The organism is Shewanella sp. NKUCC01_JLK, from assembly GCF_019345615.1.
Lineage (GTDB): Bacteria > Pseudomonadota > Gammaproteobacteria > Enterobacterales > Shewanellaceae > Shewanella > Shewanella oncorhynchi.
Genome location: NZ_JAHKRD010000005.1, coordinates 199,445 through 223,522 on the forward strand (window position 1 = coordinate 199,445; position 24,078 = coordinate 223,522).

23 protein-coding genes and 2 tRNA genes are annotated in these 24,078 nt (G+C 42.7%); 15 read left to right on the forward strand and 10 right to left on the reverse strand.

Translation table 11 applies throughout. The annotated features are described in order from the left end of the window. Nucleotides 1-89 precede the first annotated feature (89 nt). Nucleotides 90-1,124, forward strand: coding sequence for a sensor domain-containing diguanylate cyclase (locus tag KO537_RS07485; RefSeq protein ID WP_168827133.1), 1,035 nt, complete (start codon nt 90-92; stop codon nt 1,122-1,124). Nucleotides 1,125-1,299: 175 nt separating this feature from the next. Further along, entirely contained in the window at nt 1,300-2,088 is a 789-nt protein-coding gene (locus KO537_RS07490; protein ID WP_219234155.1) for a CLCA_X family protein, read from the forward strand. A gap of 128 nt (nt 2,089-2,216) precedes the next feature. On the opposite strand, the gene KO537_RS07495 is transcribed toward KO537_RS07490, so the two are convergent. Both KO537_RS07495 and KO537_RS07500 read right to left on the reverse strand, forming a co-directional pair. Further along, nucleotides 2,217-3,179 (reverse strand): hypothetical protein, encoded by a 963-nt coding sequence (locus tag KO537_RS07495; RefSeq protein ID WP_219234156.1) that lies wholly within the window; start codon nt 3,177-3,179, stop codon nt 2,217-2,219. 175 nt (nt 3,180-3,354) lie between these two features. Continuing rightward, nucleotides 3,355-5,442: a TonB-dependent siderophore receptor gene (locus tag KO537_RS07500; protein WP_219234186.1), complete on the reverse strand. Its 2,088-nt coding sequence runs from the start codon at nt 5,440-5,442 to the stop codon at nt 3,355-3,357. A gap of 128 nt (nt 5,443-5,570) precedes the next feature. Here KO537_RS07500 and KO537_RS07505 point away from each other — a divergent pair, with 128 nt between their 5' ends. From KO537_RS07505 to KO537_RS07535, 7 genes are all read left to right on the forward strand, one after another. Further along, nucleotides 5,571-6,740: a PepSY-associated TM helix domain-containing protein gene (locus tag KO537_RS07505; RefSeq protein WP_219234157.1), complete on the forward strand. Its 1,170-nt coding sequence runs from the start codon at nt 5,571-5,573 to the stop codon at nt 6,738-6,740. Then, nucleotides 6,740-7,216 carry a hypothetical protein gene (locus KO537_RS07510; protein WP_105252512.1) on the forward strand — a complete coding sequence of 159 codons (477 nt, stop codon included), beginning with the start codon at nt 6,740-6,742 and terminating at the stop codon, nt 7,214-7,216. Before KO537_RS07505 ends, KO537_RS07510 begins: the two co-directional genes overlap by 1 nt. A gap of 272 nt (nt 7,217-7,488) precedes the next feature. Beyond that, nucleotides 7,489-9,675, forward strand: coding sequence for a TonB-dependent siderophore receptor (locus tag KO537_RS07515; protein WP_219234158.1), 2,187 nt, complete (start codon nt 7,489-7,491; stop codon nt 9,673-9,675). A gap of 642 nt (nt 9,676-10,317) precedes the next feature. Next, complete coding sequence (locus tag KO537_RS07520; RefSeq protein ID WP_113940432.1) at nt 10,318-10,776, forward strand: hypothetical protein; 459 nt, start codon at nt 10,318-10,320, stop codon at nt 10,774-10,776. A gap of 184 nt (nt 10,777-10,960) precedes the next feature. After that, a complete protein-coding gene (locus tag KO537_RS07525) occupies nt 10,961-11,620 on the forward strand; it encodes a DsbA family protein (protein WP_219234159.1) in 660 nt (219 codons plus the stop codon). Nucleotides 11,621-12,395: 775 nt separating this feature from the next. Further along, nucleotides 12,396-12,581: a CsbD family protein gene (locus KO537_RS07530; protein ID WP_028759929.1), complete on the forward strand. Its 186-nt coding sequence runs from the start codon at nt 12,396-12,398 to the stop codon at nt 12,579-12,581. 142 nt (nt 12,582-12,723) lie between these two features. Beyond that, nucleotides 12,724-12,876 carry a DUF3309 family protein gene (locus tag KO537_RS07535; protein WP_346729598.1) on the forward strand — a complete coding sequence of 51 codons (153 nt, stop codon included), beginning with the start codon at nt 12,724-12,726 and terminating at the stop codon, nt 12,874-12,876. A gap of 423 nt (nt 12,877-13,299) precedes the next feature. Here the strand turns inward: KO537_RS07535 and KO537_RS07540 are convergent, their stop codons facing one another. The 4 genes from KO537_RS07540 to KO537_RS07555 all read right to left on the reverse strand — a co-directional run bounded on the left by KO537_RS07540 (nt 13,300) and on the right by KO537_RS07555 (nt 15,811). Beyond that, nucleotides 13,300-13,602 (reverse strand): ferritin-like domain-containing protein, encoded by a 303-nt coding sequence (locus KO537_RS07540; protein WP_219234161.1) that lies wholly within the window; start codon nt 13,600-13,602, stop codon nt 13,300-13,302. 388 nt (nt 13,603-13,990) lie between these two features. Next, nucleotides 13,991-14,067 (reverse strand) — tRNA-Val (locus tag KO537_RS07545). A 37-nt stretch (nt 14,068-14,104) separates the two neighbouring features. Continuing rightward, nucleotides 14,105-14,181, reverse strand: a tRNA-Val gene (locus tag KO537_RS07550). Nucleotides 14,182-14,431: 250 nt separating this feature from the next. Continuing rightward, nucleotides 14,432-15,811, reverse strand: a complete 1,380-nt coding sequence (locus KO537_RS07555) for an MATE family efflux transporter (protein WP_219234162.1) — start codon at nt 15,809-15,811, stop codon at nt 14,432-14,434. A 33-nt stretch (nt 15,812-15,844) separates the two neighbouring features. Between KO537_RS07555 and KO537_RS07560 the strand changes: the two genes are divergently transcribed. Then, nucleotides 15,845-16,468 (forward strand): riboflavin synthase, encoded by a 624-nt coding sequence (locus KO537_RS07560; RefSeq protein WP_028759933.1) that lies wholly within the window; start codon nt 15,845-15,847, stop codon nt 16,466-16,468. 34 nt (nt 16,469-16,502) lie between these two features. On the opposite strand, the gene KO537_RS07565 is transcribed toward KO537_RS07560, so the two are convergent. Then, nucleotides 16,503-16,703: a CPXCG motif-containing cysteine-rich protein gene (locus KO537_RS07565; protein ID WP_028759934.1), complete on the reverse strand. Its 201-nt coding sequence runs from the start codon at nt 16,701-16,703 to the stop codon at nt 16,503-16,505. Nucleotides 16,704-16,950: 247 nt separating this feature from the next. Further along, nucleotides 16,951-17,184, reverse strand: a complete 234-nt coding sequence (locus KO537_RS07570; protein ID WP_131525575.1) for a hypothetical protein — start codon at nt 17,182-17,184, stop codon at nt 16,951-16,953. 291 nt (nt 17,185-17,475) lie between these two features. Here KO537_RS07570 and thrS point away from each other — a divergent pair, with 291 nt between their 5' ends. From thrS to rplT, 4 genes are all read left to right on the forward strand, one after another. Further along, on the forward strand, nt 17,476-19,404 hold the full coding sequence (thrS, locus tag KO537_RS07575; protein WP_028759936.1) for a threonine--tRNA ligase: 1,929 nt from the start codon (nt 17,476-17,478) through the stop codon (nt 19,402-19,404). A 3-nt stretch (nt 19,405-19,407) separates the two neighbouring features. After that, entirely contained in the window at nt 19,408-19,950 is a 543-nt protein-coding gene (infC, locus tag KO537_RS07580; protein WP_012089240.1) for a translation initiation factor IF-3, read from the forward strand. A gap of 84 nt (nt 19,951-20,034) precedes the next feature. Beyond that, nucleotides 20,035-20,229, forward strand: a complete 195-nt coding sequence (gene rpmI, locus KO537_RS07585) for a 50S ribosomal protein L35 (RefSeq protein ID WP_006081653.1) — start codon at nt 20,035-20,037, stop codon at nt 20,227-20,229. 16 nt (nt 20,230-20,245) lie between these two features. Beyond that, a complete protein-coding gene (rplT, locus tag KO537_RS07590; protein WP_006081652.1) occupies nt 20,246-20,602 on the forward strand; it encodes a 50S ribosomal protein L20 in 357 nt (118 codons plus the stop codon). A gap of 254 nt (nt 20,603-20,856) precedes the next feature. Here rplT and trxB read toward each other — a convergent pair whose 3' ends face one another. Both trxB and ald read right to left on the reverse strand, forming a co-directional pair. Continuing rightward, entirely contained in the window at nt 20,857-21,810 is a 954-nt protein-coding gene (trxB, locus tag KO537_RS07595) for a thioredoxin-disulfide reductase (protein ID WP_219234163.1), read from the reverse strand. Nucleotides 21,811-22,147: 337 nt separating this feature from the next. Next, nucleotides 22,148-23,263, reverse strand: a complete 1,116-nt coding sequence (ald, locus tag KO537_RS07600) for an alanine dehydrogenase (protein WP_173496917.1) — start codon at nt 23,261-23,263, stop codon at nt 22,148-22,150. 179 nt (nt 23,264-23,442) lie between these two features. Here ald and lrp point away from each other — a divergent pair, with 179 nt between their 5' ends. Then, nucleotides 23,443-23,949, forward strand: a complete 507-nt coding sequence (gene lrp, locus KO537_RS07605; protein WP_006081649.1) for a leucine-responsive transcriptional regulator Lrp — start codon at nt 23,443-23,445, stop codon at nt 23,947-23,949. Nucleotides 23,950-24,078: the final 129 nt, after the last annotated feature.

Sequence of the window (24,078 nt, forward strand, 5' to 3'; positions counted from 1 at the left end):
AAGACAAAGACGCTGTGATTAGTGTAGAACGCTGCTAATCTAAACATGTCGGAGATCTTCTCTAAAAGCGTCATTGCTAGGAATAATCGATGGAAAAAGAATCTCTTGAGTCTGTTTATCCCTTTTTAACCGAAGCCTTACGGCTAAGCGAGAATGGCCTCGCTGTTTTGGACAAGCACAATCATTTTATCTTTTATAACCATACCTTTGCGAAAATGTTTGGTTTTGTTGATCAAGACATGGCTGGCCGGCATTTTGACGACATGATGCACTTTGCCTTTACCCATAAGCAAGGGCCTAAAATTGATCATGAAACTATAGAGGAATGGCTTGAACTTATTCATGCGAATCAACGTAAATCAGCTTTTCGACGTTTTGAAGTGGATCTGGTCGACGGTAGCTGGTTGCAACTTTCTGAGCAGGTTTATCACAATGGCGATATGGTCATTGTTTGCACCGATATTACCCAGTTAAAACAGGTCGAATTTGCCCTAAGGAATGCGCAGACTGAGTTGAATCGACTCGCACTCACCGATGAATTAACCGGTATTGCCAATCGACGGCATTTTTTCCAGCAGTTAGAGCATGAAATCAAACGCTTGAGTCGTCTACAGTTACCTTTGTGCCTGGTCATGATGGATATCGATTATTTTAAACTCGTTAATGATCGCTATGGGCATCAAGTGGGTGACAAGATACTGCAGCATTTTACCCAATTTATCAGTGCTCGTACGCGCCCATACGATATCTTTGGTCGCTTCGGCGGTGAGGAATTTGCGCTATTACTGCCAGAAACGTCGGTCGATGTCGCGCAGAAAATTGTGACGCGTATGATGTTAGCGCTGGCGAATGAAGATATTTCAGCGATAGTCGCCGATTTTCACTATCAATTTTCGGCAGGAGTGAGTGCGTTAACACCTGTAATTACTCATCATGCCATCGAAGAAAACAGCGGTATTTTAGCGCTTCAGTCTGTGCCTTCACCGATTGAAATAGGGAGTCAGTGCCGTTCAGATGCTGAAAAGCTGGTGGCCGAGGCCGATAAAGCCTTGTACCACGCTAAAACTACGGGGCGAAATCGTGTCGTGGTTTGGGATGATGTGATATTAACGGCTAAAGCTTAGCGAACCCAATGGTTGACGAAATCTAAGCATCGTGATACCAAACCAAGAGTAAGCGCTGCTTGGCTCCTATTCTTAACTTGATATTGCACTTAATGCAGCGTTTTGTTCCTGTGCATTTTCACCTAAAATAGCCAGCTTAATTTGTCTCTCACTGTCATAGGGTTCAAGTGAAGCCGTGTTAATCAATCAGCAATATAACCGCCATGGACCCGATTATCGATTTGGTGAGCAAGTCACTTTTCTTGATATTAAACAAACCTTTGGTTTTAGCCATGTGCGTGTTGGCCGCTGGGTGACGCGGGATGAATCGCGCATTGCTGCAGATTTAGTGTTTGATTCGCTCGCCGATTTGGCCTTTATCTTAAAATTACCACCTTTAACTTTAGGGCTGCGGGAAACCGTCAGCCTGGCCTTTGGTCATGGCGGCCAAAAGGGCGTTCAGGCCCATTATGCTCCCGCGACCCGAGAGTTGGCATTGGCTAAAAATGCAGGTGCAGGTGCTTTAGCCCATGAGTTTTGGCATGCGTTTGACCATTATATTGCCGCTAAATCATTCAAACCTACTAATAAGCGGTTTCAGTGTGCGAGCGATCTTTGGCTATCCGATCTGCCCATCATAGAGCACCCATTAAATGCTCGATTATCTGAGATCTTCAAAGTGACATTGTTGAGTGGACAGGGTGATGAGCCCCATGATTATGTTCGCCGAGCGATTGCATTAGATAAAAAACATGGGATGCAGTACTTCTCTCGGCCAACGGAGATGATGGCGCGAGCATTTGAAGCCTGTATTGAATCCTATACTGATATTTCGAATCCGTATTTAGTGTCGGGAACCCGTTTCTCAGCAATGGCAAAGGAGGGGGCTTATCCCGATGCGGCCCACAGACAAGTGATTTTTCAGGCGCTGATCAATTACTTTGAACCGTTGGGGATCGCATTGGGTAAAAATCCCCTTAACTAGGGTGTGTTGACGTTTTGAGTCATGCATTTAAACAGAGGTTGGTTTAGCGTCGCTAGAGGGCAAGGTAAAAGGTAAAACGACATTCGCCTTAGGTATTTTGAATGCGAATGGCAGTAGACAGGGGAAGGTCACGAGCCGTTTGAAAGCTCGTTGCCAATCAAGCTCGCCTGCTTAGTCGACAACGTTTGCCAACAATAGGCCAAACTATGGCGAATCGCATCAAGATATTGAGATGCCTGAGTATCCATTAAATACCAATTGCTGGGTTTTGATTCTGGCATGTGGTTGAAAAATAAAGCTTCAGTATTGATGAGCTGGCTAGGATGAGCAAATTGCTGCCAAATATTAATGGGGGTATGCGCCAGTGTGATTAGCCATTCAAGTTGCATCTGCCGCGTGGCTGGATTTAGTGCATCTGCGATTAATGAATTCGACTCCTGTAAACGCTCAAGCAAATCAAAGGGATTATCTGCGTTTATCCTAGGTGCGACTCGGCATGGTTGCATTTGGTTTATTGCGGATAGGCGAGGTAAAAATACGGACGCTAAGCTAAATTCAGGCCAGTCGAGTGAGGGTACCAAAGCCTGGGCAATCCGTCGTTCGCCTAACCAATTATGCACCATGCAAGGTAAGTGATCGTCAGGCGGTAAATCATTGGGTCTTGATAAACTCGGAAACAGCGACATCCGCTGCACTTGCACATGCTGAGACAACTGCTGCATCAACACGATTGTGGTTAACCCAGATGAAGGCCAGCAACCGAGTTTAGGGGTTAATTCAATCGCGACTTGTGTCAAGGCTTGCGTAAGCAGACCACTTTGTGGATGACCTTGTACCACAAAGGCATATTTTGATTCAGCAAAACCACCGTTGGCGATATTCACTATCTGATTATTTACATTGCTGTTTTCAGCCCATTGAGTACCGTTAAAAATAAATGTCGTACCTGTGGTTGCAGGCTGCCAATCGCCAGAAGCATTACCAATAATGGTCACTTGCTCAAAGGCAAGGGTGCCCGCTAGAGCTTGCAGATCTAATTTAGCATGTGGCATCTGCAAATGTTGATGCATGTGGGTGTGAGACTTAGGCATAGGCGGAACATCTGTTTTACGAACTCAAAATGGACTTCATTGTAATGGATTATCCCCCTGAGCCCAAAGGGTTAATCCATTGAAGTTTACCGGATGCTGTTTTAACGCAGGATAGTTTAGCCTTAGGTATACCGCGCATAAAAGTGATGCGCGGTATTGGCGATTAACAATTAGACTAAAAATTATAGCTCAGGCTAAGTTCGACATTTCGCGGTTCGCCGAAGAAACCTTGATTGTAGAAATCGATACTAGAGTAGTACTTTTCATCAAACAAGTTTCGAATATTCAAACGGACAATCGCATCATCAGTGAGTTGATAACTTGCCATAAGATTGGTAAGGAAATAACTGGCTTGTTCAGAGCTTTCGCCATTAGGACCTGCGTTTTCTACATAAATCTTGCTCTGCCAGCTTAAGTTGCCACCTAGTGTGAGATCTTCTAGAGCGCCATCAAAGTGATAGAGCGAAGATAATCGTACTAAGTTTTTAGGCAAATGCGTGCCAAAGACCGAACCATCGGCTTTTTCAGATTCACTGTAGGTGTAACTGAAGTACAGATCCCAATCCTCTGTGGGTCTACCCGTTAGTTCCATTTCAAAACCACGGTTACTGGTGCCATCCACAGCGCGCATTGGAAAGCTACCATCAGGAAGTGGGTCTTTAATGTTAGGATCTTTTTCCGCCACATTTTCCTTTTGAACTTTAAACACTGCAACACTGGCGGTGAGTTTTTCGTCGAAAAAATCGGCTTTACTGCCAAGTTCAATATTATTGCCAGTTGTCGGGTCTAAGCGTTTGTTATTAGCATCTTTGGCATCTTGAGGCTGAAAAATCTCAGTGTAACTGGTATAAATCGACACACTGTCACTGATATCGTAAATCAATCCCGCATACGGCGTAATGACATCATTGTGCTCATAACCTGGATCGACTTTATATTGGCTGATACGGCTTCCTAACAGCAGTGTGACCTGATCGTGCAAATTGAGTTGGGTAGCAATATAGGCACCTTTTTGGATCTCTTCAGTCTCTTCATTGGTGGGAATCGATGGATAATTTGGCTCTGCAATCGAGCCATCCCACTCAAAGAAATTGCCTACGCTTAAAACATCTGTGGTGTAGAAAGAGTCGGCGCTAATATCTTGTTTTGAATAGAGTAGGCCGGTTGTTAGTTTATGTTCTCGACCCAATAGTTCGAATGGCCCTGAAGCAAATATTCGCGCCGCATCTTGCTTACGGGTTGATTGGTAGATCATAGGCAATGCACTCATCCCCAAACCTGTGGTTTTATCTGGGGAGCCATATAAATATAGCAAGTGTCCATCCATCTTATCCTCACGATGTTCTATGTCGAGTTTGAGTTCCCAGTTATTATCAAAGTTGTGTTCTAAAGTAGAAAAAACGTTCGCACCATGGCGTTTCCAACTAGACCAAGATGCTGCAGTGGTCGTCGAACGGGGAAGGTCACTCGCTAAACTGCCGTCGGCATAAAACAGTGGCAGCGCTCCCCAAGTGGAGCCTTTAGGATCGCGGTCACTATAGTCCGCGCCCAAAGTGAATAATGTGCTATCACTTAATCTTGCAGTAACGACACCATAAATTTGCAGATTTTCATCTTCGGCTAGATCGGTAAAACTATCTGATTTTTCATAGGCAGCGGCAAAACGTGCTTGGACATCGGCATCTTCTGTTATGTCAACTGAACTATCACCTTCTACACGATAACTGTCCCATGAACCTACTTTTGCACTGAGGTAACCCCCTGGTGAAGATTTTGGACGTTTACGAATGAGGTTGATGGCGGCCGAGGGTTCTCCTGCACCCGTTAATAATCCGGTTGCACCACGAACCACTTCTACTCGATCGAAGATAACCGTATCGGTCGAAGCATCATTGAAGAAACTAGAATAGTTAACAGGCACACCATCAAATTGGAAGTTAGTGATTGGATTACCACGGGCGCTGAAAAAGTAGCGGTTAGTTTCTGCTTTCTGTGCAGAAATACCCGGTGTTAAAAACATTAAGTCAGCAACATTGTTAAGAGAAAAACTCTGAATAAATTCTTGATCTATAATCGTCACTGACTGCGGCGTTTCTCTCAGTGTTAAGGGTAAGCCCGTTGCTGTAGCAGCTTTATCTAAACGACTACCTTTAATACTGATCACTTCGATATTGGCGTCTGCGTCTGATTGAGTTTCGTCGGCGTAGGAACTCGGCGCTAACAATAGGCTCGAAATGAGCGCTGCTAACAAGGTTTTATCCATCATGATTCCCCATCATAGTATTTTGTGACCGGCATTCTAATTGAAAACAATTCCCAGTACATCGTATTGATAACAATTTGCATTACCTTTACACTCGCGAAATACGATAAGTGTTAGGAAAGTCACAAATGGCGAAGATCAGTAACCGATTCTGGTTTATGTTGCATGGTTGGGTGTCGCTCCCAATTTGGTTGTTATTTTGTTTTATCTGCTTGACGGGGACGATTGCAGTGCTGAGTCATGAGATCACTTGGTTAACGAATCCTGCATCGAGGGCGTTGAACCCTAATGATTTACCCGTAAAACCGGTTAGTGAATTGATGACGATTGTTGAGGAAGCCTACCCAAGTGCGGCAGTTTCTGGCGCTATGACCTTAGAACCTTATATGGTCAATGTGATCATGTTCAGTGACGCTGATAAACCCTATGCCATGGCCTATGTCAATCAATACACTGGTGAGATCCAACAGATTAATGAAGGCATGACATTTGCCGGTTTTATCAGATCTTTGCATGCTTGGTTATTATTTCCTTGGCAAAGCGGTTACAGCTTGGGCTATTACCTTGTCTGTTCGATGGCGCTGTTTATGCTCGCGTCTTTAGTGACGGGACTCATTGTTTATAAACGTTTTTGGCGAAGTTTTTTTGCTCCGAAATTGCGTGTGAGTCAAGGTAAAAAGACACTATTGGCCGATTTACATAAATTGTCTGGTGTGTGGTCTATTTGGTTTATCGCGATTATGGCCGTTACCGGATTATGGTATTTAGTCCAAGCCATTTTTTGGCATGCTGATATTGATATTGAGCCACATGCGCCATTGGTTGCTGCTGAGCAATTGCCCTTTATCCAAAAGGGTGATGTGAATCCCGCAGATCCAAGCGTGACATTTGCACAAGCCTTAACATTAGCGCAAACGCACTTTCCAGACTTTCAACCAAGCTATGTGATGAAACCCGAGCATAATCGTGACATGTATCATCTGAGCGGTAGTGGCGAGCACATTTTTTACGATCAGTATTCTTACAACCTTAGCATTAACCCTTGGACGGGGGAGATTGCAAGAGCGACATCACCCGAGACAATGACAGGGATACAAACGCTAATGCATATCGCAGATCCTTTGCATTACGGTACCTTAGGTGGTATCTGGACAAAAATCATTTGGTTTATTTTTGGGGTGATCCTATCGGGTATGTCAATCACGGGATTTATGATGTGGGGACTGCGTAATGTGCGTGCAATTAAAAAAATGGGATCCCCCAGTACTGTGGCAGATAGGTTAGAGGAGGTACGTTAATGGCTTTCATTCATTCAACTTTTTGGCAAAAAAATAAATATAAACTGAGTGGGTTTATTCTATTGCTCCCCCTATTGTTTTTGTATCAGTCGCTAACACCTACATTTCCACCGGCCTGGCAGGCTCAAGAGTTAGGTGAATTTAAAATAGCCCCTTTACCCTTAGATCTAAAAGCACCCTATGTGCATCATGATGACTATGTGAAAGATTTTATGTTGGTTTTTGAAAAAGGTGAGGTAGGCAATATACGCCAAGGCTATGCCAATATTGGAACGCAGGCTTTGCCAATAGCAGATTTACAGCGCAGCGAGAATGGTATTTTGCACGGTAATAAGCATGGCCAACACGTACACGCCATCGCAACTAAGACGCTAACCTCCGCCGATAGTCTGTGGATATCGATAGAGAATTGGCAAGGTGAGTGGCAAGTGGCAAAGTGGCCTCTGCCTGCCGAGCTAATAGTACAGACACACTGAATGAGGTAAAAGCTAAACACTAATGGCGATCCTATGGAGTAATAATTTCAGGGTCGCTTTTAGTGGCGTAGATTAAGAATGATTAACCGAATACGGGTAAAGAATAACCTTTTTCACCGTAAACTCTCACTTTTGAAGGCATAAACACAGCGGGGACGTTTATTCCTCATTAATAAATGATGAATTTGTTATATACATCACCAAAATACAAATGAAAGTGATTCGCAATAGTGTTACCGTATATCCATCCTAAATAAACTCCCTAAATTACTATGCGCTTTTATCTACTACCTCTCGCGTCTGCCATTACGTTGGCATTAAACCCTTTGTCAGTTTTGGCTGCAGAGCCGTCTTCTGCAGCAGATGCAAATGATCAAAATATTGAAAAAATAACAGTGATGGGCAAGTACACTGTGAGTCGAACCATTGATACCGCCACAGGTTTAGGGCTGTCACTGCAGGAAACGCCACAGTCAGTGAGCATCTTGACCGCTGAACGGATCCAGGATCAGGCACTCAATACCGTTGTTGATGTGGTTAATAACACAGTAGGTTTGTCTTCATCTAAAACAGATAACGTTCGAAATGGCTTTATGGCCCGTGGTTTTGCGGTTCAGAATTACCAGATCGATGGCGTACCTTTATCTTGGAGTTTGGGGGGCGATGCAGGTGAAACTGTGTCTGATATCTCTCTGTATGAGCGTGTAGAGGTGGTGCGTGGTGCAACAGGCTTACTAACGGGGGCAGGGGATCCTTCTGCTTCAATCAACCTAGTGCGCAAACATGCCGACAGTGATGAACTTAAGGGCTATGTTGATGTTGCTACGGGTAGCTGGGATAAAAAACAAGTTACCGCAGATGTTTCTAATGGCCTCAACGACAGTGGCAATGTGCGCGGTCGCATGGTCGCGAAATATGTCAATAGCGATTCTTATCAGGATCTTTATCAAGACCGTAAGACCATTCTTTACGGCGTAATTGATTCAGACATTACTGACAATACTATGCTGCGCGTCGGCGGTAGTTACAATAACAATAACCCCAAAGGAGCGATGTGGGGTGCGTTACCAGCAGTATTCAGCGATGGTTCGGCTACTGATTGGGATGTTTCTACTACAACAGCGGCAGATTGGAGCCGTTGGGAAACGACTAACATCAACTATTTTGCTAACTTGAACCATTATTTCAGCAATGGTTGGCAGTTGGTGGCGAACTATAATCGCATGGAATATGAAACCACCACCAAAATGATCTATATGTCTGGCTTGCTGAATAAAGAAACCGGTGCAGGTTTGAGCGGTCAGCGTTATCACAGCAATGGTGAAAGTAACTCTGATAATTTCGATTTTCAGTTGAAAGGCGATTACCAACTCTTTAACCGTGAGCATCAATTTGTGACTGGTGCCTTATACAGCAAACAGAAATCCTATGCTGATACCTATGAACCCATCCGTGAGAATATGACGGGCTGGGACTCAAAGGCAGTTGAAAACTTTTATGATTGGCAAAGCAACGCCTTTGAAGAGCCTGAATGGTCAACAAATGCCAATCGCCAGTTGAATATGGATACCGAGCAGAAAGGTTTCTACGCAGCAACACGGCTGACAATTACCGATGATTTAAAAGTGATTGCCGGTGGCCGTATTTCTAGTTGGAACCGCGAAGGGATCAGCTATGGTACTGATACCAACTTTGGTGATGATGGCGTGTTCGTTCCTTATGTTGGCGCCTTGTATGACATAAATGAAGAGCATCGTGTTTACGCCAGTTATACCGAAATATTTAATCCGCAGAATAAACAAGATGCTAGCGGTAACTATCTGGATCCACTCGAAGGTAAAGCCTATGAAATCGGTTTAAAGAGCGCTTATCTGGACGACCGTCTGCACACCACTGTGGCACTGTTTAAGATTGAACAGGATAATTTTGCTAAGCAAGATACAGACTTTGAGCCGACGGATGAGCAAAAAGCAAATGGTCAGACAAGTGCTTATTATGCAATACAAGGTACTAAAAGTACTGGCTTTGAGTTAGAAGTTGTAGGTGAGTTTATTGATGGCTGGAATATTTCGGCAGGTTACTCTCAATTCACCGCAGAAGATGCAGAAGGCAAAGATCTTGAGACCACGAGCCCTCGCAAACAGTTTAAACTCTTTACTACCTATCAGTTTGTCGATCATTTACCTGAATTAACTGTTGGCGGTGGCGTTAACTGGCAGAGTGATAGTTACGCACAGAATGGTAGCGTTGTAATTGAGCAAGATGCTTATTCACTAGTTAACCTAATGGCTCGTTATAATCTGGCGGAAAATATGGACCTACAACTAAATCTCGAAAACCTGCTGGATGAAAAATACTATGCCTATATGTCTGCAGCATCCTATATGCCTCTTGCATACAGTGTGTATCATTACGGAACCCCACGTAATGTGACCCTGAGCTTTAATTACCGCTTTTAAATTTTCCGCTAAATAAAAGGAGTAGCCGATTTATCGGCTACTCCTTTTTTATCTTCTATTATTGTTATTCCCAATATTTTGATGGCTTGTTTCGTGCGTATTAACGACTCAGTACTGATATCGGTAAATATTGGGCTAGCTCACCTATGGTTCGTTCCAAAATCTAATACTGTTATTAACTGAAAGCGGGAAGATGATGCCCTTCAATCTAGTTATGGAAGTGCAACATATCGTATTGGTAGTTTTCCCTCTTTCTTGTGCGCATTGTATTGTCAACAATCAGTGCGGCAACGAACAGAGTCAATAGAAAAATATAGGTATACTCATGCCATTAGCCTTATTACAAGGTTGTGGTTTATCGCCAGCTTTTTAAGCTAAAGACCAGATGTTACATAGATTAAGCCGTTATTGGACTGATAAAGTATTTTATGTTGATGACAAGATGTCAACAATTCATATCATCAATAATAGACATCAGCGTTTGACTATTTAGTCAATAATCATTTCAAAAATGCGCTTTTAATGAGGAATAATGCCATTGTAAATAGGGGCTTGTTTAGTAAGTTTATTGTCATCAATGCATAGAAACGTGATTCATTTTTTACAGTAAAGACCAAGGACTCCTATTTTGAGGAGAATAATATGCAAATAGAAACACTTTATGATGTTATGCAATGGACTAGAAATATACACCAACAGCTGCATGCATTTGCGGCACATTGCGCACTTACAAATGATAGCGAAAGAAGCGGATTACTGTTGGAGTATATTTCAGCCCACGAGCAAAAAATGGCACTGGTTATCAGACAGTTCGAAGATAATGGCAATAGCAATGCACTTAACACTTATTGTCGGCATTATTATGAAAAAACCGCTATTCCTTTTAACACCATAGGTGAACATCCGTTTAAGAGGATGGATACGGATGAAATAGCGATGGCCACACTTGAGTATCATAAAAATATTGTAGGGCTGTTTGAATATCTACAAAATTGCAGTTCTGCACCTTCCGTAACTGAATTTCTTAGCAATATACTGTCCCTTGAAGAAGCTGAAAAGCGATTACTGGCACGTAATATGAAACAAATTGATGACTTTTAGTATGTCTGCTAAAAATCACATTCTTGTACCTATTGCTCGGTTTAGCCTCGGTATTTATTCTGTAGTTCAGATATTGAAATCTTGACTTCATGTGGGTAACAAGTAGATCTGCCATCATAATAATTATTGATTAGCCTTGAAACTAGAGTGTATGACTTAAACTGCCACCTTATTAAGGATTAACATGAATCAACCCCTGATCATTGATTACTATTCTGATATTCTTTGTGTGTGGGCTTGGGTTGCACAACAACGTATTGAGGAGTTAAATCAAAAGTTAGAAAATAAAATTCATTTTAAATATCATTATCTTGATATATTTGGTGATGTTCAAACAAAAATTGAGACGCAATGGAAACAGAAAGGTCAATATAATGGTTTTGCAGAGCATGTACATAAATCTGCATCTATCCGTGATGACGTTCCCACAAACTCAAAAATATGGACAGAAGTCAGACCGACAACGTCGGCCAATGCTCATTTAGTGCTTAAAGCCATTGAACTTATCTATGACAAAAACACCAGTATCGATATGGCATTGAAATTTCGGAGTGCATTTTTTATCGACGCATTGGATATTGGTAAGCTTGAAATACTTTATGATCTGGTTGATTTCTATGGGCTGGAACAGAAAAAAATCATCTCAAGCGTTCATGATGGTTCAGCTATAGCCGCATTAATGAGCAACTATCAAAAGTCAACACAACAAAATCTACAAGGCAGTCCAAGCTATATTATCGACGAAGGTAGACAAATATTTTATGGTAACGTAGGTTATCGTGTTCTTCTTGCGAATATAGAAGCATTATTGAAAAAATCAGCAGTCGAGGTTAGTTGGTGCTAAAAACCTTAGACTACCAGCTGTGGTTTTCTAAGCTCTACAAGAGGCTATGAACACCTCTAGACCATTTTAACGTTTTTAGAGTTATACCTCTTAGTTCTTTCTGAGTTTATTCACTGAATATTCATATTTTTAATGGCATCTATGACATACGCAAATGTAGCTATATTAGGTATCAGCTGATTTTTCATTGTGTTTTAAGTTAAATTACGGATTAAAACATTTATAATGTGTACGCTATCGCACAGACACACTTTTAGATAAATTATAAATTGGATACAGAGTTTAGATTGATATGCCTTTAATGGGTAAGCTTTATCTTAATAAGATATTTTATGTTATTTATCTTGATTTTGCAGCTCATCATTAGGATGTCGTTTAGTTGAAAATCACTAGGTAATTGAATGATGGAATTCAGTCATGGTTAATACTAGATTTCAGTAAATAAAATGATTGCCACAATTTATACTTAAGATAAAATTCAAGAATGCTACAAAATATTTTCCTATTTAAACCAATGTCATATTGTAGAATTAATACCTAAGTTGACACGGTATGATTGATGTGGAGCCAGTCACACAATTTTATGAAAATACCGCGGAATTAATTTTAGTCTAATTTTTATGTCGCTTTACTGATATTTTACCAACTAAGATATTTACTAAAAATATTTAGATGTTTGCTAAACGCTATTTACTAAAATGAAAAATAGCTCATAGCTGATTGTTAGCGCTCATTATTATTTAGATGTTATATCAACAACAAAAGGAAATTGACCATGAACAAAGACCAAATAGAAGGTTCAATAAAAGATGCTGCAGGCAAAGTGCAGCAAAAAATTGGTGAGATCGTTGGCAACCCGAAACAGCAGATGAAAGGGGTTCAGAAACAGATAAAAGGTAAAACTCAAAAAGCAATTGGTAATGTAAAAGAAGCGGCTAAGGATGCCGAAAAACACAGTTGATGTCAGAGGCTTTTACAATTAAGTAAGCACCTTAAGCATAAAGTTTGGCAGCTTTATGTGGGTATTTAAAAGGATCTTTGTCATATTGATTAAGATTTCTGGTTCGAGTTATATCCATAATGTCTAGGAGACTCTCATGAGTATAGGAACAATATTATTGGTGGTTTTGATTCTGATGCTGATCGGTGTGGCTCCGACTTGGCCACACAGTAAGAGCTGGGGGTACGGCCCGAGCGGTGAATTAGGTTTGGTAGTATTGATCCTCGTTATACTCCTTTTACTCGGTAAAATTTGAGCGATAAAGCCTAAGTTATGTACGACCTCAATATTGAGTCGTCATTTCTAACTGCCGTAGGTAGCTAAAAATAGTGAGTGATGTTTTTAGTCGTTCAAAAATGGCTGACATCGCTCGTTTTTCTTGCACGGCAGTGCTCGCCATTCTGAGATTGAAAGGTCCTATACGCCTAAGATTTACACGCAAGATATTTCGTTAAGGTAGCATTAGGTGAAGTCCTTCACGCTAAAAATGAAAGTCACTAAGTCCGTAGAATACAGTGTCCGTAGTAATACATTTGCACGCTAGTATTCTGCAAGGCTGTATGAAATGAGCTAAATGGTGCAATAACACATGCAGAGGTTTGTTTTATAAGAACGGCAGCTTAGTGACTAAAGGCGTTTGCTCACGAAAATGGCTTGCTCAAACAGCCAGATTGAATACTTATTTGTGAACAATAGCTGTGTGAGCAACAGGCGTATCTGTAAAAAGGTAATGTTTTAGCTGTTTATCAAAGCTCGGATCTTGTCTCCTTATCCATTCTTGTAGCATTGCAGCATGTTCTTTTTCTTCGTCTCGATTATGTATAAGTATCTCTCTCAACTCATTATTTTTGCACGCATCAACTCTTTGGTTATACCAGTCTATTGCTTCAAGCTCTTCCATCAGTGACGTAAGTGCACGGTGCATGTCCTTGGTTTTATCGGTGAGTTCAGTAATGGGTTCATGATAACCTTCATTCGACATTGGGATTTCCTCGCTAAATGCAGATAGGATCGCTCACTATTGAGCGGTGATGATAATTGCAGATGATTGTCTGAACGCTATTTTCAACGAACAGACTTTGAATGCATTATTCTGCGACCTTAACCGTCGAGTGTCTGTTCGATGCCGTACTTAGTCAAAAATTTTTAGGCCGCTCGTTTAAAAGGATTGGAGAGGGCGCAGAAATACCACTGCGAATATTTGATTTAGCACAGGATATTACTTTGGATTTTGAACTTTGAGATATTTGGGAATGAATTTTAAATCAAAAGATAAAGGCAGTGAAAACCATAAACACCTGCTTTAAAAGGCAGATTAATTGTATTTAGCTTGATAAGCAGGGGGGATTAATGAAATACATAATAAGAAATGGTACACCCGAGTGGACTCGAACCACCGACCCCTACCATGTCAAGGTAGTGCTCTAACCAACTGAGCTACGGGTGCACTGTTTGAATTTCAAATTTAGACTCTTTGAAGAGAGTGGTACACCCGAGTGGACTCGAACCACCGACCCCTACCATGTCAAGGTAGTGCTCTAACCAACTGAGCTACGGGTGCATCGCAAAATTTAACAAGCTATTCAAAAGCGTTGCGCCTTGGAACGAGCGCTATATTAGGGGCATAGCGCAGGGCTGGCAAGCAAAAAAAACAAATTTGTCGTCAAATGGTGAATTGCTGTGCAACTTGCCCAGTGTTTCAACAATGCCGCCGATAAAACCGCAATTTTTTATTCGCTTTACTTCAGAGAATGCATCGAAATCAAACTGATAAACCAAAAAGCGAGCACTGTCGCTCGCCATTAATGCAATCAATGGTGAACACTGTCACCTTCAATAAGGCTCAAATGCACGCCATGCTTTTGGATGTAACGCAGACGAATGAAAAATAACAGCGCTGCTGAGGTCAAGCCAGCAATCAATCCTGCCCAGAATCCATGGGCGCCCATCGCGGGAACGATATGGTTCGTATAAGCTAAGGTATAACCGAGTGACATACCAATCCCCCAGTAGGAAAACAGCGTGATATAAAAAGCGCTGCGTGTATCTTTATAACCGCGAAGAGCACCCGCTGCGACCACTTGAACTGAATCAGATAATTGATACAGGGCTGCCATCAACATCAAGCTGCCGGCTAGGGCAACCACTTCAGGATCACCATTATAAAGTTTCGCAATTTGGAATCTAAATAATACGGTCAAAACCGCTGTCGTTAGAGCAAGGGATAGTGCCAGCCATAAGCCCACTTTAGTGACCACAGCGGAAATATCGGCGCGATCACGGCCTAAGTAATAACCAATCCGAATCGATACCGCGATACCGATAGATAACGGCAGCATAAATACGATGGCAGAAAAGTTGAGCGCAATCTGGTGACTTGCGACCACTGTTGCGCCAAGTGGCGCGAGTAATAGCGCTATGATGGCAAATAAACTCACTTCAAAAAACAGCGCCATTGCTATCGGCATGCCGAGTTTGGTCATTTTCTTCATCGTTTCAAAGTCTGGACGATGAAATTTACTGAAGGGAGCTAAAGCCGCGAATTTTTTATGTAACTGCATGTAAATGGTCATGGCAACTAGCATGGCCCAGAATACGAGAGCAGTGGCGATACCACAGCCTGCGCCGCCCATGGCCGGTACGCCAAAGTGTCCATAAATAAAAATATAGTTAGCGGGGATATTTACGGCTAGACCGACAAAACCAATGACCATGGTCGGTAAGGTATAGGATATACCTTCACTGCAGCCACGTAGCACTTGATAAAGCACAAATGCGGGTGCGCCCCATAAAATACCGTCGAGATATCCTATGGTTAAGCGGTATAATTCGGGTTCTAAATCCATATGGCTAAGCACAAAGGGCGCAGATGCGAGGAAAACCATCACGCCAATGCCGCCAATGATGGCAAGATAGGCACCTTGAAAGGCCAAAGGTTGGATGGCTTTTTGATTATTCGCTCCATTGTAGTGGGCAAATAAAGGCGTAAAAGCCATCAGTAAACCTTGGACGAACAGAATAGCGGGTAACCAAAGGCTAGTGCCGACCGCAACAGCGGCCATATCAACCGCGCTAACACGGCCCGCCATAACGGTATCAATAAAGCCCATCATGGTCTGAGTGACCTGAGCTATTAGCACCGGCAGCGCCAATTGGATTAAACGTTTGGCTTGATAGCCTGAATGATTCATAAATACAGCCTTTAACGATTAAGCGAGCAGAAAATGTTTACAGGTATAGTTCAAGCCACCTGCGAGGTGGTTGCAATACATAAGAAAGATGGCCTAAATACCCTTGAGGTAGCGTTCGAACCTGATTTGCATGAGGGACTTGCGATTGGTGCAAGTGTGGCAAATAACGGGGTATGTCTTACTGTGACTCAGGTCGTTGATGATAGGGTATTTTTCGACGTAGTGGAAGAGACCTTGCGACTGACGAATCTGGCTAATTTGTCTATAGGTCAAAGCGTTAATGTTGAGCGTTCGTTAACTTTTGGTAGTGAAATTGGTGGGCACATTCTCTCTGGCCATATCCATACTAAGGCCAAAGTCATCGATATTAGCCATACAGAACAGCATTATGATCTGACACTTGGCATTGAGCCTAAATGGATGGATTACATTTTTTATAAAGGTTTTGTTGGCGTTAATGGCTGTAGTTTAACGGTTGGCGAGGTGAGTGACTCCGGTTTTAAGTTGCACTTAATTCCTGAAACCCTAAAACTGACCAATTTAAGTCAGTATAAAGTGGGTGATGAACTCAATATTGAGATCGACAGCCAAACACAAATTATCGTCGACACAGTCGAGCGCGTGCTGGCCAGGCGTTTTAACGAACAAGCACGTTAGTTTTGTGACATCGCAGCGTGTAGTGCAATCTCGTTTAATAGATTTGCTCGTCGTCTGAATCGATATACAGCTCAACCGTTCGTCTCGATTCATCGATGTGTAAGCGTAAGTGAATCGGATTACAACAAATTCGGCAGTCATCGTAATAATCTTGGTCTCCACAGCTGGCATCGATACTGATATCTTGATGGTGCCCGCAGTGGGGACAAGCAATAACTTTGTTCATGACTCTCATGGTGCAACTCCTTATCGCCAATAGAGCGAATCGCTCTGCTCAATCAACGCATCTCATACTTCGTACGCTTATCGCTTATATTGTCTGCGCTTTGACGATTTCGAAACCTGAGTGCGCTTTATGTGCTTCCTATTTGAGTATACAGCAGAGTGCAGTGCACTGACTTAGATGAAGTCGGTCTCAAAACGCAGCATGATAGACCTTCTGGTTAAATATTTTCTTGTTGGATCATTATCTCTTCTAAAAACTAGTCCTTTGCCGTCACTAACCCCTCCATTTCATTGCTGTGTAACACGCCATCGCGGGCATCTTGGGTAATATCCAGCGTTAAACGCTGCATCTGTTGCTCAAGTTCACTTTTAATATCAACGAGTAACACTTGAGTATCAATCAAAGATTTGCTTGTGATTTTCACCTGCGGCTCAGGTAAAGCGGTTGCTGTGTGCGTGAGTGTTACAGCCAGTAGAATACAGTTCAACATATCAACTCCCTTGTCATGTTTTCAGTGATGCCCAATAAACTGGCGCTAGAATAGGGGAGTTAGATGACCAAGAAGTTACCAAGACACTGCAAAATCATGAATTTGCTTTTTGTTTCCAATCCCAATTCTGGTCAATATGCTTGCGCCTTTTAGCTACAATCCCTTAGAATAAACGCCCTGCTACGCAAGGCGGCTAAGACTCCTGTACTGTCTTAACCTAGCGAGCATTTCTCTTACATTAACTAAAACCAAGTGGCCCTACGTGTGGGTCACCACTGGAAAGGACATTTCATGCCTGTAATTACACTTCCCGATGGTAGCAAACGCGAGTTTGCTCATGCTGTATCGACCCTCGATGTTGCCGCCGATATTGGCCCTGGTTTAGCGAAAGCTTGTATCGCTGGCCGCGTTAATGGCGAATTAAAAGATGCTTGCGATCTCATTGAAACCGATGCTGAGCTATCAATCATTACCGCCAAAGACGAAGAAGGTGTTGAAATTCTTCGCCATTCTTGCGCGCATTTATTAGGTCACGCGATTAAGCAAATGTGGCCAGAAACCAAGATGGCGATTGGTCCTGTTATCGATAATGGCTTCTACTATGATATCGACCTTGAGCACAAGTTGACTCAAGATGACATCGACGCATTAGAAAAGCGCATGCTTCAACTGGCAAAAACCAACTATGACGTAGTAAAACGTGTCGTTAGCTGGCAAGAAGCCCGTGATACATTCGCTGCGCGTGGTGAAGATTATAAGATTGCCATTCTGGATGAGAACATCAGCAAAGACGCGACGCCTGCGCTATATCATCACGAAGAATACACTGACATGTGTCGTGGACCGCACGTACCTAACATGCGTTTCTGCCAGCATTTTAAATTAATGAGCATTGCCGGCGCTTATTGGCGTGGCAACTCAGAAAACAAGATGTTGCAACGTATCTATGGTACCGCTTGGGCCGACAAAAAAGCCCTGAGCACACACTTAACCCGTCTTGAAGAAGCGGCTAAGCGTGACCACCGTAAAATCGGTAAACAGCTCGACTTGTATCACATGCAAGAAGAAGCGCCGGGTATGGTGTTTTGGCATAACGACGGTTGGAGCATTTTCCTCGAATTAGAAAGATTCATTCGCCGTAAGCTAAACCAATACACTTACCAAGAAGTGAAAGGTCCATTAATGATGGACCGCGTGTTGTGGGAACGTTCTGGTCACTGGGATAAATACTCAGAAGCCATGTTCACGACCAGCAGCGAAAACCGCGAATACGCTATCAAGCCAATGAACTGCCCTGGCCACGTGCAGATCTTCAACCAAGGGTTGAAATCTTACCGTGATCTGCCATTGCGTATGGCTGAATTTGGTTGCTGTCACCGTAATGAACCTTCAGGCTCGTTACACGGATTAATGCGTGTACGTGGCTTTACGCAAGATGACGCCCATATTTTCTGTACTGACAGCCAAGTTCAAGAGGAAGTGAGTGCCTGTATCCAGATGGTTTACGATACTTACGCGACCTTCGGCTTTGAAAATATCGTAGTAAAACTGTCGACTCGCCCAGAGAAACGTATCGGTGACGATGCGATGTGGGACAGAGCGGAAGAAGCACTTAAGCAAGCTCTGCGTGCCAATAATATTGAATTCACTATTTTGCCAGGTGAAGGCGCGTTTTACGGACCAAAAATCGAATTTACTTTACACGATTGTTTGGACCGAGCGTGGCAATGTGGTACTGTGCAGCTCGATTATGCGTTGCCAAGCCGTCTTGGTGCAACTTACGTTGCCGAAGATAACAGCCGTCAAACCCCAGTCATGATCCATCGTGCTATTTTAGGCTCTTTGGAACGATTCTTGGGTATCTTGATAGAAGAATATGCAGGACGTTTCCCAACTTGGTTAGCCCCAATGCAAGTTGTCGTGATGAATATCACCGATAAACAGGCTGATTATGTTGAAGAAGTCGTAAAATTCTTCAAAGAACAAGGTATTCGAGCGTCTTTTGACTTGAGGAATGAGAAAATAGGCTTTAAAATACGCGAGCACACCTTAAGGCGTGTCCCTTATTTGTTGGTCGTTGGCGATCAAGAAATGGAAAATAAGGAAGTAGCGGTGCGTACCCGTGATGGTATCGATTTAGGTAAGATGCGACTTGAAGATTTCGCCACTAAAATCCATCAACAGATTTCGCTCCGTAGTCTCAAATTGTTGGAGGAATAGGTCATAAAGATCAAAAAAACAGCAGGGCGTCAGCCGGCCCCTAATAGAATCAATGAAGAAATCACAGGTGTACCAGAAGTACGCTTAACAGGCATTGATGGTGAAGCTATTGGTGTGGTAAGCATCAGAGATGCTCAGAATTTGGCAGATGAAGCAGGTGTAGACCTAGTAGAAATCAGCCCAAATGCTGAACCTCCAGTATGTCGCATTATGGACTACGGTAAGTTCCTTTTTGATAAGGCTAAGTCAGCCAAGGAACAAAAGAAGAAGCAAAAGCAGGTTCAGGTCAAGGAAATTAAATTCCGTCCTGGAACTGACGAAAACGACTATCAGGTAAAACTACGCAACCTGATACGTTTTCTGGAAGACGGGGACAAAGCGAAGATTACGCTTCGTTTCCGAGGTCGCGAAATGGCACACCAAAACCTGGGTATGGATCTATTGAACCGTATCAAGGCTGATTTGGACGAGTATGCGGTTGTTGAATCTTTCCCGAAAATGGAAGGCCGACAAGCAATTATGGTGCTAGCGCCTAAAAAGAAATAAGTAGGGCAAAACTTAAAGTAGCAAAGGTCTATGGCCTTTGCTCGCCTTGCTTTTTATTAAACATCCCAATGCGGAGTTTTAGAAATGCCTAAAATGAAAACAGACAAGGGTGTAGCGAAGCGTTTTAAGAAAACCGCTAATGGTTTCAAGCGCAAGCAAGCACACTTACGTCACATTTTGACGAAAAAAAGCACTAAACGTAAACGTCACTTACGTGCCAAATGTTTAGTATCAAAAGCTGACGTTCCAGCAATCGCGCGTCAATTACCTTACGCTTAATTTAGGAGATTAGAAAATGCCAAGAGTTAAGCGTGGTGTAACCGCTCGTGCTCGTCACAAGAAAGTTTTAAAACTAGCTAAAGGTTATTATGGCGCTCGTAGCCGTACTTACCGTGTTGCTGTTCAAGCAGTAACTAAAGCTGGTCAATATGCTTACCGTGACCGTCGTCAGAAAAAACGTCAATTCCGTCAACTTTGGATTGCACGTATTAATGCTGCCGCTCGTCAAAATGGTCTGTCTTACAGCCGTTTCATCAACGGTCTGAAAAAGGCGTCTATCGAAATCGATCGTAAGATTTTGGCTGACATCGCTGTATTCGACAAAGTTGTATTTGCAACTTTAGTTGAAAAAGCAAAAGAAGCGTTAAACTAAGAAATTAGTTTGTTGCTGTAGAGAAGGGACCATTTGGTCCCTTTTTTTGTGCGCCATTTTAGGCTTAACCCAACCTAAACACTTATAAGCGCTCATTTAACTGGTACAAGATTAATAATCGGTGAAGGAAAGACATGTGCGTGCGTGAACAGTACTGACTGGTAATCCCGCAAAAATTTTTTGCTATTGCTTAACAATTTTGACCTAAAAAAATAGCAGGCTAAGCCTGCTATTCGTTGAAAAATCGAGTCTAGTTACTTTTTAGCGTCTAAATAACGCTCTGCATCGAGTGCGGCCATACAGCCTGTACCGGCAGAAGTAATGGCTTGACGATAATGTTGGTCCATCACATCACCACAGGCATAAACACCTTCTATACTGGTTTGCGTGGCGTTACCTTGCAAGCCACTCTGAACTTTTAAATAACCGTGGTTCATTTCCAACTGGCCTTCAAAAATACCGGTATTAGGGCTGTGACCAATAGCGACGAACACGCCAGCAACGGATAAGTCAGTGATCGAGCCATCTTTAGTGCTCTTCATCTTTAGACCTGTCACACCCATGGCATCACCAACCACTTCATCCATGGTTTGATCTAAGTGAAGGATGATGTTGCCATTGGCGACTTTGTCCATCAGACGGTCGATCAAGATTTTTTCTGAGCGGAAGGTGTCACGGCGATGGATGAGGTGAACTTCAGCAGCAATATTGCTTAAATATAATGCTTCTTCAACGGCGGTATTGCCGCCACCGATCACAGCGACTTTTTGATTGCGATAGAAGAAGCCATCACAGGTTGCACAGGCTGATACACCGCGACCTTTGAAAGCTTCTTCTGACTCTAACCCTAAGTAACGGGCAGAAGCGCCAGTTGCGATGATCAGCGCATCACAGGTGTACTCGCCGTTATCGCCTTTCAGACGGAAAGGGCGCTCGGTTAAGGTGACTTCGTTAATGTGATCGAACAAGATTTCAGTATCGAACTTTTCAGCATGCTTCTGCATACGTTCCATCAAGGCTGGACCCGTTAAGTCGTCCGCGTCACCTGGCCAGTTTTCAACTTCAGTCGTCGTGGTTAATTGACCGCCTTGCTGCATACCTGTGATCATCACAGGTTTTAAATTCGCACGCGCAGCATAAACGGCTGCGGTATATCCTGCTGGGCCTGAACCCAAAATCAATAAGTTACAATGTCTGACCTGGCTCATTTTTATCTCCGTGCCTTTAGCAAATTGCAAGGATTGTAGGGAATTTACCTGTGGGGGTAAAGTGTTGGAGGGCGATTCTTTTAGATTGCACTAATCGAGTCCATCCGTTTTGGTATGGAGAGTGTCAGTTTTACTTTACTGTGAAAACATAAATAGCTTAAGTGTGAACCACGAAATGAAGCACGGGATAAGCTTGTATGAATATGATGGTACGATCGTAGTGAAGCGTATTTCTACCCAATAAAAAAATCGGCCTCAATTGTATCGAGACCGATTTGAATTACATACTAAGTAAAGCTAGCTCAAATTCACATAAAAAGTTAAGTTAATTAAAAGCTTATACTAATAGTGTCGCAGGAGATGTGAACGCTAAGTTTAGGGCGTGAGCCACTTCCTTACACACCACTTTACCGTGCATGACGTTTAAGCCATTAAGAAAATGCTTGTCTTGCAACAGCGCTTCTTTATAGCCTAAATTTGCTAACTTGAGAATGTACGGTAAAGTTGCATTGTTAAGCGCAAATGTTGAAGTACGAGCGACCGCACCAGGCATATTTGCAACACAGTAATGCACAACATCATCAACAATATAGGTAGGATCTTGGTGAGTAGTGGCATGTGAAGTTTCAACACAACCGCCTTGATCGATCGCCACGTCAACGATAGCGCTGCCAGGCTTCATACGTGAAATCATGCTACGAGTAACCAATTTTGGCGCCGCAGCACCTGGAATTAGTACACCACCAATCACAAGATCGGCCTCAATAACATGACGTTCAATTGCATCTGCAGTTGAGTAAATGGCTTTTACAGCAGAACCGAATTGCACATTTAAACGACGCAGAGCATCAATACTGCGATCAAGAACAACAACATCAGCACCCATACCAACTGCCACTTGTGCTGCATTAGTACCAACCATACCGCCGCCAATAATGACGACTTTAGCAGGCTCAACCCCTGGTACGCCGCCCAGTAACATACCGCGGCCACCAGAAGATTTCTCTAATGCCATAGCGCCAGCTTGGATTGACATACGACCAGCGACTTCAGACATAGGAGCAAGCAAAGGCAGGCCACCACGATCGTCTGTCACAGTTTCGTAAGCGATACATACGGCACCACTTTTGATTAAATCTTCAGTTTGCGGTAAATCTGGAGCAAGATGCAGATAAGTAAATAAAATCTGATCGTGACGCAACATAGCGCGTTCAACTGCTTGAGGCTCTTTTACTTTTACAATCATCTGCGCTTCAGCAAAAACTTCAGCAGCAGTCGCTAAAATTGTGGCGCCAGCATCAATATAATCTTGATCTGAAAAACCAATACCTATGCCTGCATTTGTTTCAACAAAAACGTCGTGACCTTTGATCGCCAACTCGCGAACACTAGAAGGAACCATACCGACACGATATTCGTGGTTTTTAATTTCCTTGGGAACACCAATAATCATCTTTGAGCCTCAATTGCCTGAAATCCCACTTTTAATGGGCATAATTGTTATTTTATCGTGACCTGAACGTGATTAATTCAGGGATATCTAGTATAGTATCGGCGACGCAGTTTATGCTGCTGAACTTTCGGCATACGTAGAATAAAATGTTGTTTTAGTGATAAAGCAAGGTTAAATAAATGGCATATAATAAAAAGAGTCCTGTAAAAGACTTGGATCGCATCGATCGCAACATTCTTAATGAACTACAACTTGATGGCCGCATTTCAAATGTGGAATTGTCAAAAAGAGTCGGACTAAGTCCAACTCCGTGTTTAGAAAGAGTAAAACGTCTCGAAAAGCAAGGTTACATCAATGGCTATACCGCATTGGTGAATCCTCATTTCTTGGGTGCATCCCTACTGGTATTCGTGGAAATCACATTAAGCCGTGATACTCCCGAAGTGTTTGATAAGTTTAACCGCGCAGTGCAACTACTCGATGATATTCAAGAATGTCATCTGGTTTCAGGCGATTTTGACTACTTACTGAAAACTCGTGTTTCAGATATGTCGGCTTATCGTCGCTTGTTAGGTGAAACTTTATTGAAATTACCTTCTGTTTCCGACACGCGTACTTATGTTGTGATGGAAGAAGTTAAGCACACCAGTCGTGTAGCGATAAATCATCTACTCTCAGATATCTAAATTACCCTGATTGTTTGGTTTTACAATAAGGGGCTTAGGCCCCTTATTTATCAGTAACGTCGATATATCCATCTCATTTAACGCTTATTGCTATTAGCCTTGTATTGCCCTTAAGTTTGCTAACTTAGG